Here is a 13,838-nt window from a genome sequence, read left to right as displayed (position 1 = left end):
AAACCAAGCTCGAATTGACCACCTCCGATTTATCTTATAAAACTCAATAACGAAATTCGTTTAAGAATAACGCGGGCGGCTTGCCGCACTGCGCCCCTCGGGAAACCCCGCGGGCCGAACGAGGAGGAGGTCGGAATGGGGCAGTTCCCGAAGGGCGTTGGTGTCGCGCGTATCCTGCTGCGATTCGCGCTGGCGGGCGCATCGCTGGCCGCGTTGGGCCAGGCACCGGCGGTCGCCGGCGGCAAGCACCAGCCGGCTCCACCGCCCGCGCGGCCCAACCTCGTCATCTTCCTTGCCGACGACCTCGGGCGCGACGTGCCGCCCTGGGGCGACGGCAATGCGCGTACGCCCAACATCACCCAGCTTGCCAAGGACGGCGTGTCGTTCGACCGCGCCTTCGTCGCCTCGCCCGCCTGCGCGCCCAGCCGCGCGGCGCTGCTCACCGGCCTGATGCCCGCGCGCAACGGCGCCGAGGCCAACCAGCAGGCGCCGCGCGACGACGTCCGCAAGCTCCCCGCCTATCTCCACGACCAGGGCTATGAGGTCGTCGCGTTCGGCAAGGTCTCGCACTACAGGCAGACCGGGATGTACGGGTTCGATCACTACGAGCACGACAATTTCCACGATCCCGAAGGCATTCCTTCGGCGATCCGCTGGCTCAAGGCACGCAAGGACAAGTCGAAGCCGCTGGCGATCTTCGTCGGCAGCAACTGGCCGCACGTTCCCTGGCCGACCACGACCGAGGGCTATGATCCCGCTGCGCTCAAGCTCCCGCCCAAGACGGTCGACACCGACATCACCCGCGATGCCCGCGCACGCTATTATGCCGCGGTCTCGCGGCTCGACCAGGAGCTGGGCGACACGCTGGCGGCGGTCGATGCCACGCTCGGGCCGGACACCTTCGTGCTGTTCTCCTCGGATCACGGCGCGCAGTGGCCGTTCGGCAAGTGGAACCTCTACGACACTGGCACGCGCGTACCGATGATCGTGCGTTGGCGCGGGCATGTCGTGCCGAACACGCGCACCGACGCGATGGTGAGCTGGGTCGATATCCTGCCGACCCTGGTCGACCTCGCCGGCGGCAAGCCCGCCGCGGATATCGACGGGCGCAGCTTCGCGGCCGCGCTGACCACGAAGGTCCGCTTCCAGGGCCGCAGCGAGATCTACACCACCCACAACAATGACGGCAGCGTCAACGTCTATCCGATGCGCAGTGTGCGCACGGACCAGTGGAAGTACATCAACAACCTCCACCCCGAATACACCTACACCACGCATATCGATCAATGGGTGCAGCGCGTCGATTCGGGCACCTATTTCCCCTCCTGGCGGCGCGCGGCGGCGAAGGATCCGGCGGCGAAGGACATCGTCACCCGCTATTTCCACCGGCCCGCGGAGGAATTGTACGACGTGAAGGCCGATCCCGAGGAGCGGCACAATCTTGCGACAGAACCGCGCTACGCCCCAGTACTCAAGCGGCTGCGCGCCAGGCTCGCCGCGTGGCGGGCGGCGCAGAAGGACGATCATCCCGTTGCCGGCACGCCGCATTTCGAGGAGGGGCCGATCGACGGCGTGCCCGCGCCGGGTAAGGCGCAGCCGGCGCCAGCCGCCGGGGACGACTGAGACCATTTCGGCGCGCCGCGGCGCGTCCAGTTCGGAGAGAATCATGGCTGACGAAATCAGGGGGATGAACCGGCGCCAGGCGCTCAAGGGCGGACTGTCGCTCGGCGCGATGGCCGCGGCGGCCTTCGGCGCGGGCAGCACGCTCGCCTGGGGCAAGCGCCGCGACAGCCGGCCCAACATGATCGTCATCATGGGCGACGATATTGGCTATTCGGACCTCGGCGTGTGCGGCGGCGACGTCGATACGCCCAACCTCGACGCGCTCGCCGGGCGCTCGGTCAGCTTCACCAATTTCTACAACATGTCGCGCTGCTGCCCGTCGCGCGCCAGCCTGCTCACCGGCCGCTATCCGCACCGCGTCAACATGACCGGCAACGGTACCAGCCTGGCGCTCGAGACGCCGACCGTCGCCGAGCAGCTGCGCGCCGGTGGCTATGCCACCAGCATGATCGGCAAGTGGCACCTCACCGCCGCCGAGCCGCTCACCCCGCCCGCCGAGCATATGAAGTGGCTCAACCACCAGGGCCATTTCGACCGCGATTTCGGCGACAAGCGCACCTATCCGGCGGCGCGCGGCTTCGATTACCACTGGGGCATCATCTGGGGCGTCGCCGATTATTACGACCCCTTCTCGCTGGTCGAGAACTTCACCCCGGTCCGCGACGTGCCCAAGGACTTCTACCTGACCGACGCGATCAGCGACCATGCGGTGGCGCAGGTCGACAAGCTCGCCAAGGGCGACAAGCCGTTCATGATGTACCTGGCCTATACCGCGGCGCACTGGCCGTTGATGGCGCCCGAGAACGTCATCCAGAAATATCTGCCGCGCTTCGAGGATGGCTGGGATGCGATGCGCAAGCGCCGCTACGAGCGCCAGGTGAAGCTCGGCCTGGTCGATCCCAGGACCAACCCGTTGCCGCCGCTCGACGACGACTATGCCGCCAACGCCAGGACCGCCTGGGACGCGCTCACCCCCGAGCACCGCAGCGCGCAGGTCCGCAAGATGGCGACCCATGCCGCGATGATCGACGTAATGGACCAGGGCATCGGCCGGGTGATCCAGAAGCTCAAGGACACCGGCGCATACGACAACACGGTGGTGATGTTCCTGGTCGACAACGGCGCCTCGCCGGAGATCATGACGCGCCCGGGTTACGACCGGCAGAGCCAGACGCGCGACGGGCGCGAGGTCGGCTATGGCGAATATCCGGACGGCATCGGCACCGAGCTCAACGAGACCGGCATCGGCGCGCATTGGGCGAGCGCGGCGAACACGCCGTTCCACTGGTGGAAGGCCGAGAGCTATCAAGGCGGCACCCACACGCCCTTCTTCATCAGCTGGCCCGCCGGCATGAAGGGCCGCGGGGGCAAGACCGTCGACCAGGGCACGCACATCATCGACGTGACGCCGACGCTGCTCGACCTGGCCGGGATCGCGCCGTCGCAAAAGGGCTCGCCGATGGACGGCAAGTCCTTCGCCGGCGCGCTGACCGGCAGGAAGCTGCCCGCGCCGCGCCCGTTCTTTTTCGAGCATTACGGCGCCCGGGCGGTGATCGACGGGCAGTGGAAGCTCGTCTCGCTCGCGCCGCGCGGCAAGGCCCACAACTACCGCAACTGGGCGCTGTTCGACCTGGCGAGCGACCGCACCGAGACGCAGGACCTCGCCGGCCAGCATCCCGAGATCGTCGATCGCCTGGCGAGGGAATGGCTCGGCTGGGCGGCCTCGGTCGGCCTCAAGCTGCGCGCCGAGCCGGGCGCCGCCGGCGGCAGCGCACCCGATGCCGAAGAGAGCTTCTCGGACTGATCCAAGGGGACACGAGCATGATCCGACACCTGCTTGCCGGGGCCGCAGCCCTGGCCCTGGCCGCCGCTGCGCCCGCATTCGCCCAGGACGCCGCGCCCAAGCCGAGAAACTCGGTGACCGGCACCGCCGGCGCGACGGCGCCCGATGCCGCCGCCCGGGGCGGCCCCGCCTATGCCGGCCCGATCCTGACCAAATGGGGCCGGGCGGTGACTCCGGCCAATGCCTGGCGCAGCTATCCGCGCCCGCAGCTGGTCCGCGAGGCCTGGCAGAACCTGAATGGCCTGTGGGACTATGCGCTGGTCAAGGCCGACAAGCCGCGTCCCACTCGGATGGACGGCAAGATCCTGGTGCCGTTCCCGGTCGAATCGAAGCTCTCCGGCGTGCAGCGCAAGGTGCTGCCCGATGACCGGATCTGGTATCGCCGCGGCTTCACCGTGCCGCAGGGCTGGGCCGGCAAGCGCACCTTGCTCCACTTCGGCGCGGTCGATTTCGAGGCGAGCGTGTTCGTCAATGGCGCGCTGGTCGGTAGCCACAAGGGCGGCTCGGACCCGTTTTCCTTCGACGTGACGCCCTACCTCAAGGGCGGCAGCAACGAGCTGGTCGTCCAGGTCGCCGATCCGACCTCGGACGGCAACCAGCCCCGCGGCAAGCAGACATTGGAGCCGCGCGGCATCTGGTACACCGCGGTCAGCGGCATCTGGCAGACGGTGTGGCTCGAGCCGGTGCCCGACTTCCATATCGAGGAAGTCCGCGCCACGCCCGACATCGACAAGGGCAGTGTCTCCGTCGCGGTGGCGCTGAGCGGCGCCGGCTCCGCCAGCGATGCGGTGCGGCTCACGGTGCGCAGCCAGGGCACGGTGGTGGCGACCCGGCTGATCCGCGGCAACCGCACCGCCAGCATCGCCCTCCCGAACGCGCATCTCTGGTCGCCCGAGGACCCGTTCCTCTACGACCTCGATGCCGAGCTGGTGAAGGTCGCCGCGCCGACCGGCCGGGCGCCGGCGCCGTCGAGCGACAAGGAAGCCGAGCTCTATGCCGGGCTGGAGCCCGTCGCAGCGGGCGGCGACAAGGTCTCGAGCTATTTCGGCATGCGCAAGGTCGCGCTCGGCCCCGATCCCAGGACCGGCAAGCCGGTGATCCTGCTCAACAACAAGTTCGTCTTCCAGAACGGCGTGCTCGACCAGGGCTGGTGGCCCGACGGGCTGCTCACCCCGCCTTCGGAAGAAGCGGCGAAGAGCGACATGGTCTTCCTCAAAAAGGCCGGGTTCAACATGCTGCGCAAGCACATCAAGGTCGAGCCGGCGCAATATTATGCCGATGCCGACCGGCTCGGCATGCTGATCTGGCAGGACATGCCCTCGGGCGCATTCGCCGACCAGGCGATCCACCGCGGCAGCGACAGCGAGGCGACCTTCTCCTCCGAAGCGGCGGCGCAGTACCAGCTCGAATCGACGCGGATCATCGGCACGCTGCGGGGGCACCCCTCGATCGTCACCTGGGTGACCAACAACGAGGGCTGGGGCCAATATGACGCGCGGACCATGGCGACGCTCGTCCGCTCGATGGATCCGAGCCGGCTGGTCGACGCGACCAGCGGCTGGCTCGATACCGCGGGCGATGCCTCGTCGATGTATGACATCCACACCTATGAGGAGACGCCCAAGACGCCCGAGCCGCATGGCGGCCGCGCGCTGGTAATCGGCGAATATGGCGGCGTCGGCCTGCTGGTGCCCGGCCATATCTGGTTCCCCGACCGGGCGAACAAGATCTACCAGACCGCAGGCGATACGGCCGACTACCAGGCGCGCTACAAGCGCAAGTTCGAGGAGGTGGTGCGCCAGGCGCGCGAGGCGGGGCTGAGCGCCTCGGTCTACACCCAGACCACCGATGTCGAGGGCGAGCTCAACGGCCTGCTCACCTATGACCGCGAGGTCGAGAAGCTGCCGGCGGCGACCTTCGCCGAGATGGCAAGGCCGCTAAAGCCTTGATCGGACGGGACGCGGCCTTGATAGGAGCAGCACGATGAAGAAGGTCGCGTCCCGCACCGCCGCCCGCGAGGTTTCGCATGAGGGCATGAAGCTGATCGAGGGCGGCAGCTTCACCATGGGCTCCGAGCAGTTCTACGAGGAGGAGCGCCCGCTCCGGAAGGTGCGCGTCGACAGCTTCTGGATCGACGAAACGCCCGTCACCAATGCGCAATTCGCCGCGTTCGTCGAGGCGACGGGCTATCGGACCTTCTCCGAGATCCCGCCCAATCCGAAGGACTATCCGGGGATGGACCCGGCCCTTGCGGTGCCGGGCTCGCTCGTCTTCCAGCGCACGCCGCATCCGGTGCCGCTCGGCGACCATTCGCAATGGTGGGCCTTCGTGCCCGGCGCCGACTGGCGGCACCCGACGGGCCCCGGCAGCAGCATCGAAGGCCTGGAGGATCATCCCGTCGTCCATATCGCGTTCGAGGATGCCGATGCCTATGCCAAATGGGCGGGCAAGGCGCTGCCGACCGAGGCCGAATGGGAGTATGCTGCACGCGGCGGCCTGGTCGACAAGGAATTCGCCTGGGGCGACGAGCTGGCGCCGGACGGCGCGATCCTCGCCAATTACTGGCAGGGCATGTTCCCCTTCGCCACGCTCAAGCCCGACGACCAGTATCGCACCACCGCCACGGGCAGCTTCCCGGCGAACGGCTATGGCCTGCTCGACATGATCGGCAATGTCTGGGAATGGACGCGCGACTGGTATGGCACTGCCCAGCCCGCCAAGGGGGGCTGCTGCGAGGCGGTCAATCCGCGCGGCGCCACGATCGGCGACAGCTATGAGGCGGGCGCGCCGGGGTCGCGGATCGGCCGCCGCGTGCTCAAGGGCGGATCGCATCTGTGCGCGGTGAACTATTGCCAGCGCTACCGCCCGGCGGCGCGCCACCCCCAGCATATCGACAGCGCGACCAGCCATATCGGCTTTCGCTGTGTCTCGCGGAAGCTCTAGGATTTACCCAGGCTGGGTACGAAAGGTCATAAAGGCCGCAACGCCCATGGCGGTGCGCGGGGGTGACTTTCCGGCAGCCGGATTTACCCGGTTCGAGTATCGTGCAGCGCGGCGGCGCCATGAGAAAGAGCGGCCGGGAGAGGCACCCGGGCGCTGAGGGAACCATGCGAAATCCTACATTGCAACCCTGTCGTCAGGTGCGCGGCCGCGTCCGCCCCGCGTCCTGCTGCGCCTTGAGCAGCCCCGTCAGCCGCGCGACGATCTCCGGACGCGCGGACCAGAGGTTGGTCTGCTCGCCCGGATCGCTCGCCAGGTTGTAGAGCTGGCCCTGCGGCCCGCCGGGCACCGGTGCGATCCGCGCCGGATGCGAGAAGCCGCCCGAGCCGAGGCCGAGCTCGAGCTTCCAGTCGCCCTCCCGGATCGTGAACATGCCGTCGATCGAATGATCGATGATCGAGCTGCGGATCGGTTTCCTGTTGGTGCGGTGGAGCGCCGGGGTGAGGTCGAAACTGTCCTCGGCGGCATCGTCGGGCAGCGTCGCTCCCGCGATCGCCGCGGCGGTGGCCATGAAGTCGGTGAGCGAGGCGGTTTCGCTCGAGACGCTGCCCGGCGCCACCTGGCCCGGCCAGCGGATCACGAAGGGAATGCGGTGGCCGCCTTCCCAGACATCGGCCTTCATGCCGCGCCAGTCGCCATTGGCCTTGTGGTTGGGATATTGGCGCTGGTCCTCGGGCTTCCAGTGCGCGCCATTGTCGCTGGTGAAGACGACGACGGTGTTCTCGGCCTGGCCGTTCCTCTCGAGCGCGTCGAGCACGCGCCCGACCATCGCATCGGTCTCGCGGACATAGTCGCCATAGAGCCCGGCCTGGGAGCTGCCCTTGAATTCGTCGGTCGGCAGCCAGGGCGTATGCGGCGAGGGCAGCGGGAAATAGAGGAAGAAGGGCTGGCCGGGCGCCCTGGCGCGGTCGTCCAGCACCTGCACTGCCTTGTCGGTCAGCGTCGGCACCACCGCGGGAAAGTCGAAGCCCGGCGCCATCTCGCCCGCGCGCCAGAACACGCCGCCCTCCTTCCTGCCCTCGGTGCGCGCGGTCGGCGCGGCGAGCGCGCGGTCGTTCTCGAAATAGAGATAGGGCGGGATGTCGAGCGAGGCGGGGATGCCGAAATAATAGTCGAAGCCGTGATCGGTCGGTGCGGGGTGGAAGGGCCGGGCGAAGTCGACCGGCTTGGTGTCGCCGAGCCCGAGATGCCATTTGCCGACGCCGGCGGTGTAATAGCCCGCTCGCTTGAGCATGCCCGCGACGGTGAGCCGGTCCTTCTCGATCAGCGAGGGATCGAAGCCGCCGGTCACGCCCTTCTTGAGCTCGGAGCGCCAGCAATAGCGGCCGGTGAGGATCGAATAGCGGCTGGGGGTGCACACTGCCGAGGAGCTGTGCATGTCGGTGAAGCGCATGCCCTGCTTCGCCAGCCCGTCGATGTTCGGCGTGGCCGCGCCGGACTGGGGATTGAAGACGGTGGGATCGCCCCAGCCCATGTCGTCGGCGAGGATGAAGACGAAATTGGGCCGCTTGCCGCCCTTTGCCAGTGCCTGTGCAGCGGCGAGCGCGGAAAGGCTGCCGAGTGCGCCCAAAAAGAAGTCGCGACGTCCGATCGACATGCCATCCACTCCCCGCGCCGCTGATACAATTTGCGACACATTTCTTATTACTATTTATCTTATTTAATTGAGGGTGCGCTGTAAAGCCGGTAAGCCTTGGCACAACGGATCCACAGCGATCGCAAGAGGGAAGAGGGTATGAGCAAGAACAGGCGCAGCGCGTTCCGTCGCGGGCTGCTGGGCGTCACCGCACTCGCATTGCTGGCCGGCCCGGCATTGGCGCAGGGCCCGGGCGACAAGGGCGCCAGCGCGCCGCCGGCGGCGCCGGTGCAGCAGGCGCGGCGCCCGAACGTGATCGTCATCCTGGTCGACGACATGGGTTTCTCGGACATCGGGCCCTATGGCAGCGAGATCCCGACGCCGAACCTCGACAAGCTCGCCGCGCACGGCATCCGCTTCACCCAATTCTACAACAATGCTCGCTGCAGCCCGTCGCGCGCGGCGCTGATGACCGGCCTCTATTCGCACGAAGCGGGCATGGGCAATCTCGAGAATGTCCGGCAGCCCGAGTCGAAGGGCCTGCACGGCCGCATCGACGAGCGCGCGGTGACGATCGCGCAAGTGCTCCAGCCGGCGGGCTATTTCACCGGCATGGCGGGCAAGTGGCATCTCGGCGACTCGCACGGCACGCCGCCCGAATCCAAGGGCTTCCAGCGCGCGTTCGACTTCCCGGGCGGCACCTATTTCCCCGACCAGCCCAAGGGCGCGGTGCGCATCGACGGACGCAAGGTGCCGCTCGATTCGCCCGAGGTGGGCGAGGGCGAATGGTATGCCTCGGACCTGCTGGTCGACTGGACCAACAAGTTCGTCGGCGAGGCCAAGGCGCAGAACAAGCCCTTCTTCCTCTATCTGCCCTTCACCGCGGTGCACTTCCCGGTGATGGCGCCGGCGGCGGACATCGCCAGGTTCAAGGGCAAGTACATGGCCGGCTGGGAGCCGCTGCGCCGGGCCCGGCTCGAGCGCCAGAAGAAGATGGGCATCATCGCGCCCGACGCGAAGCTCTCCGCGCCGCTCGACGAGGCCTATGACTGGGACAAGCTCTCGGCCGCCGACAAGGACCGGTTCGACACGATCATGTCGATCTATGCCGCCGCGATCACGCGGATGGACAAGGCGGTCGGCACGCTGGTCGAGGACCTGAAGAAGCAGGGCGAGCTCGACAACACGCTGATCCTGTTCATGGCCGACAATGGCGGCAATGCCGAGAGCGGCCCGGACGGGCGCACCGGCGGGCAGGCGCCGATGGGCGGACCGCAGTCGATGGTGTTCGTCGGGCTCAACTGGGCGACGCTGCAGAACACGCCCTTCCAGTATTTCAAGCATTATACCGAGGAGGGCGGCATCGCGACGCCGATGATCGCCTCCTGGCCGAAGGGCATCGACCCCAGGCTCGACGGCAGCCTGGTGCGCGAGCCGGGGCATCTGATCGACGTGATGCCGACGGTGCTCGAGCTGGCGGGGGCGAAATATCCCAGCCAGTTCCAGGGGCATGACATCCTGCCGATGGAAGGCCGCTCGATGGTGCCGGCGTTCAGCGGCGCGAAGCTGACCCGCGGCAAGCCGCTGTTCTGGGAGCATGAGGGCAACCGCGCGGTGCGCGACGGCGACTGGAAGCTGGTCGCGCGCTGGGGCGCTCCGTGGGAGCTCTACGACATGGCGAAGGACCGCACCGAGACGAAGAACCTCTCCGCGGCGCATCCCGATGTCGTGCAGCGATTGGCGGCGCAATATGAGGAGTGGGCGGCCAAGTCGTTCGTCGATCCCTGGCCGGAACGCCAGCCGGGCGGCGTGGTGAAGGGCAAGCTCGAGGGCGGCGAGGCCGGTGCCGGCCACGGCAAGGGCGGCGGCCCCGACAAGCCGCGCAAGAAGCTTCGCCGGCAGATGCGCCAAGGGGCCAGCACGCCGGCCGGCGCGCCGGCTCCGGCGGCGGAGGACTAAGCGACGGGCGGGGCGGGCTGCGGTCCGCCCCGTTTGCCTAGAGCAGGCGCGCGGTCATGCCGCGGCCCAGAGCCGCGCGGCGCCGCGCACCCCCGAGCTGTCGCCCCAGCGCGCCTGGACAATGCGCGCATCCCAGCTGTCGGCAAAGGCATGGCGGCGCACCGCGGCGGGGAGCAGCGCGTACAGCTCCTCGACATTCGACATGCCGCCGCCCAGCACGAAGGCGTCGGGGTCGACGATGTTGGCGAGCATCGCGATCGCGCGGCCGAGCCGGTCGACATAGGCCTCGAAGGTCGCGGTGGCGGACGGGTCGCCGCGGCGGAACGCCTGGACGATCGCCGCGCCGTCGAGCGTGTCGCCGGTGCGCGCTTCGTGATCGCGGCGCAGGCCCGAGCCCGAGATCCAGGTCTCGAGGCAGCCATTCTGGCCGCACCAGCATTCGGGGCCGGGATATTCCATGCGCGAAGGCCAGGGCAGCGGCACATGCCCCCATTCGCCGCCGATCCCGTTGGCGCCCTCGACGATCTGCCCGTCGACGACGAGCCCGCCGCCGCAGCCGGTGCCGAGGATCAGCCCGAAGGCGACGCGCGCGCCCGCCGCGGCGCCGTCCACCGCTTCGGAAAGCGCCAGGCAATTGGCGTCGTTCGCCATGCGCACTTCGCGGCCGAGCGCGCGCTCGAGGTCCTCGCGGAACGAGCGGCCGTTGAGGAAGGTCGAATTGGCGTTGCGCATCAGCCCGGTGCGCGGGCTGATCGAGCCGGGCGAGCCGATGCCGATCGTGCCTTCGCTGCCCGCCTCGTCCTCGGCGCGCGCGATCAGGGCGCGCACCGCTTCGATCGCCGCATCGTAGCTGCCCGGATTGGGCACGCGCCCGCGGCTGAGGAAGCGCCCGCTGGCATCCAGCGCCGCCGCCTCGATCTTGGTACCTCCGAAATCCACCCCGATCTGAATCATGCCTATTCTTCAACTCCAGTCATTCAGGGATTTGCCGGTCGAGCGGCAGCCGCTTGGTCTCGGGAAAGAACAGCGCGACGACGGCGAACTGCAGCGCCATCATCGCGGCGAAGAAGGCGAAGGGCGCGCCGGCCGAGCGGGCGGCGATCACCGGGAAGCCGGTGGCGATGACTGCGTCCATCAGCCAGTGCGTGCCGGCGCCGAGCGCCTGGCCGCGGGCGCGCACCTCGGTCGGGAAGACCTCGGCGATGTACACCCAGATCACCGCGCCCTGCGAAAAGGCGAAGAAGGCGATGAAGCCGGCGAGCAGGTAGAGCAACAGCTCGCGGTGCAGGCCGGTGATCATGATTCCCGCGACGCCGGCGAGCATCGCCGTCAGTCCCACCGCGCCGATCAGCAACAGCGTCCGCCGCCCGAGCCGGTCGATCACCGCCAGCGCGAGGCCGGTGAAGACCAGGTTCATCGCGCCGATCGCGATCGCCTGCCTGTCGGCCGAAACGCCGTGGAAGCCGGCGGCGGCGAAGATGTCGTTGAGATAATAGAGGATCGCGTTGATCCCCGAGAGCTGGTTGAACATCGCGACCGCGACCGCGAGCAGGATCGGCCGCTTGTGGCGCGCCCAGCTGAGGCGGGCATTGCCGCTTTCCCCCGCGGCGGCGATCGCATCGACCTCGGCCTGCGGATCGGCGACGCCGATCTCCTCCATGACCAGCAGCGCCTCGGTGCGGCGGCCCTTGAGCGCCAGCCAGCGCGGGCTTTGCGGGATCGCGAAGAGCAGGGCGAGCAGCAGCGCGGCGGGGAGCGCGGTGATCCCGAACTTCACGCGCCAGTCATAGGCGCCGAGCCCGGCCAGGCCGACCAGATAGTTGCTGAGATAGGCGATCAGGATGCCGAACACGATGTTGAACTGGAAGGCGCCGACCAGCGCGCCGCGGCGCGCGGGTGGGGCGATCTCGGAGAGATAGACCGGGGCGAGCACCGAAGAGGCGCCGACCGCGATGCCGGCCAGGAAGCGGAAGGTGATCAGCGCGCCCCAGCTCGGGGCGAGGAAGCAGCCCAGGCCCGAGAGCAGATAGAGGCCGGCGACCCAGCGCAGGCAGGCGCGCGCGCCGTAGCGATCGCCCGGCCGCCCCGCGAACATCGCCCCGAGCAGCGTGCCCCACAGCGCGCTCGACACGGTGATGCCGAGCTCGGTCGCATCGAGCGCGAAGGCGCGGCGCAGGCCCTCGGTGGTGCCCGCGATCACCGCGGTGTCGAAGCCGAACAGCAGCCCGGCCAAAGCGCCGACGATCACGCCGCGCCACAAGGTCCCCGTCATCGCCGATCCCCCCGATCCATGCGCTCTGGCGCTCAGCCGAGCAGGTGCGGCTTGCGCGCGGCGAGATCGAGCATCAGCTCGCCGAACAGGCCATTGGCCCAGGCGAACCAAGGGCGGGTGAAGTTGGTCGGATCGTCCTTGTCGAAGCTCTCGTGCATGAAGCCGGTGCCGGCCTCGCTTGCCTTGAGCTGGACGAGCAGGCGGCGGATCGTCGCGTCGTCGTCACTGTTGAGCGCGTGCATAATCAGCGACATCGGCCAGATCATGTCGAGCCCGACATGCGGACCGCCGATCCCCTCGGCGGCCTTGCCCTTGAAGAAGAACGGGTTGTTCGCGCTCCACGCGCGCGCGGCGGTGCGGCGCCAGACCGGATCGGTGCGCGGCACCGCGCCGAGATAGGCCAGGCCGCACAGGCTCGGCACATTGGCGTCGTCCATGAACAGCGCGCCGCCGAACCCGTCGACCTCGAACGCCCAGATCGGCTGGCCGGCCTCGTCGCGCAGCCGGCCGTACTTGACCAGCGCGGCAGAGACTTGCGCGGCAAGCGCCTCCGCCTCGGCGGCGAGCTTCGCGTCGCCACGCGCCTCGCGCAGCACCAGCGCGATCTTGCGCAGCGCGCTCACCGCGAACAGGTTCGACGGGATCAGGAAGGGCAGGGTGCAGGCATCGTCCGAGGGGCGGAAGCCCGAATGGATCAGCCCGACCTTGCGCGTCGGCGCGCCATAGCCCTTGAGCATCAGCGTCTCGGTCGGCGTGTCGGCGCGGCGCTGGAAATGATAGGGGCCGGGCGCGTGCAGGCGCTGCTGGACGCGGAACGTGTCGATCGAGACGCGCACCGCCTCGGCCCATTCGGCGTCGAACGGCGCCTTGTCCCTGGTCGCCATCCAGTAGCTGTGCGCCAGCCGCATCGGATAGCAGAGCGAATCGATCTCCCATTTCCGCTCGGCGACGCCCGGCTTCATCTCGGTCTGGTCGTGCTTCGCCGCATCATGGTTGGTCGATGCGGTCGGATCGCGGGTGAAGGCATTGGCATAGGGATCGATCAGGATGCAGCGCGCCTGCCGCCCGATCACGCCGCGAAACAGCTGGCGCAGGCTCGCGTCCCTGGGCGTCAGGTGCACGTACGGATTGATCTGCGCCGAGCTGTCGCGCAGCCACATCGCGTCGATGTCGCCGGTGATCACGAAGGTGTCGGGCTTGCCGCCGAGCATGCCCGGCGTGACGGTGGTGTCGAGCGTGTTCGGATAGCAATTCTCGAACATCCAGGCGAGCTTGGCATCGCCGATCCGCGCCTTCACGCGGGCGATCTCGGCCTCGACCACCGGGCTGGTGAAATGCCGCTGGCCGACCGGCGGCCGGCGCGTCTCGAACGCGGGCGCGGCAAGCGCCTTGGGCACAGCGGCCGTGGCGGCCAGCGCGCCGGCGCTGCCCATGATTTCCCTGCGCGTCATGCCCCGCATCGCATCTCTCCTCCGCCCCGTTCGGCAGTTTTCTTTAATGAAATTTATTTTTTGTATTGTCACCCGATCAAGTCAAGGCGATTTATATGCTCAATAGCATAAAAG

General features: G+C 68.3%; 9 protein-coding genes. 5 read left to right on the top strand and 4 right to left on the bottom strand.

The genetic code is table 11. The annotated features are described in order from the left end of the window. Positions 1–135 precede the first annotated feature (135 nt). From ABLE38_RS07150 to ABLE38_RS07135, 4 genes are all read left to right on the top strand, one after another. Positions 136–1,623, top strand: coding sequence for a sulfatase (locus tag ABLE38_RS07150; RefSeq protein WP_348973466.1), 1,488 nt, complete (start codon positions 136–138; stop codon positions 1,621–1,623). Positions 1,624–1,666: 43 nt separating this feature from the next. Next, entirely contained in the window at positions 1,667–3,427 is a 1,761-nt protein-coding gene (locus ABLE38_RS07145; RefSeq protein WP_348973465.1) for an arylsulfatase, read from the top strand. A 17-nt stretch (positions 3,428–3,444) separates the two neighbouring features. After that, positions 3,445–5,415, top strand: coding sequence for a sugar-binding domain-containing protein (locus tag ABLE38_RS07140; protein WP_348973464.1), 1,971 nt, complete (start codon positions 3,445–3,447; stop codon positions 5,413–5,415). Between the two features lie 85 nt (positions 5,416–5,500). Next, the gene (locus ABLE38_RS07135) at positions 5,501–6,409 is read left to right on the top strand and encodes a formylglycine-generating enzyme family protein (RefSeq protein WP_348974460.1); all 909 of its coding nucleotides are present in this window, start codon (positions 5,501–5,503) and stop codon (positions 6,407–6,409) included. Between the two features lie 193 nt (positions 6,410–6,602). Here ABLE38_RS07135 and ABLE38_RS07130 read toward each other — a convergent pair whose 3' ends face one another. Continuing rightward, complete coding sequence (locus ABLE38_RS07130; protein ID WP_348973463.1) at positions 6,603–8,063, bottom strand: arylsulfatase; 1,461 nt, start codon at positions 8,061–8,063, stop codon at positions 6,603–6,605. A 138-nt stretch (positions 8,064–8,201) separates the two neighbouring features. Here ABLE38_RS07130 and ABLE38_RS07125 point away from each other — a divergent pair, with 138 nt between their 5' ends. Then, a complete protein-coding gene (locus tag ABLE38_RS07125) occupies positions 8,202–10,001 on the top strand; it encodes an arylsulfatase (protein WP_348973462.1) in 1,800 nt (599 codons plus the stop codon). 54 nt (positions 10,002–10,055) lie between these two features. Here ABLE38_RS07125 and ABLE38_RS07120 read toward each other — a convergent pair whose 3' ends face one another. Genes ABLE38_RS07120 through ABLE38_RS07110 form a run of 3 tightly spaced genes read right to left on the bottom strand, consistent with a single transcriptional unit; the run spans position 10,056 to position 13,724 of the window. Continuing rightward, on the bottom strand, positions 10,056–10,955 hold the full coding sequence (locus ABLE38_RS07120) for an ROK family protein (protein ID WP_348973461.1): 900 nt from the start codon (positions 10,953–10,955) through the stop codon (positions 10,056–10,058). A 19-nt stretch (positions 10,956–10,974) separates the two neighbouring features. Continuing rightward, entirely contained in the window at positions 10,975–12,273 is a 1,299-nt protein-coding gene (locus ABLE38_RS07115) for a sugar porter family MFS transporter (RefSeq protein ID WP_348973460.1), read from the bottom strand. A gap of 32 nt (positions 12,274–12,305) precedes the next feature. Beyond that, positions 12,306–13,724: a glycoside hydrolase family 125 protein gene (locus ABLE38_RS07110; RefSeq protein WP_348973459.1), complete on the bottom strand. Its 1,419-nt coding sequence runs from the start codon at positions 13,722–13,724 to the stop codon at positions 12,306–12,308. Positions 13,725–13,838 lie beyond the last annotated feature (114 nt).

The organism is Sphingomonas sp. KR3-1 (genome assembly GCF_040049295.1).
Classification (GTDB): domain Bacteria; phylum Pseudomonadota; class Alphaproteobacteria; order Sphingomonadales; family Sphingomonadaceae; genus Sphingomonas.
The sequence above is the reverse complement of the archived record's forward strand: the minus strand, read 5'-3'. Positions and strand labels throughout refer to the sequence as shown.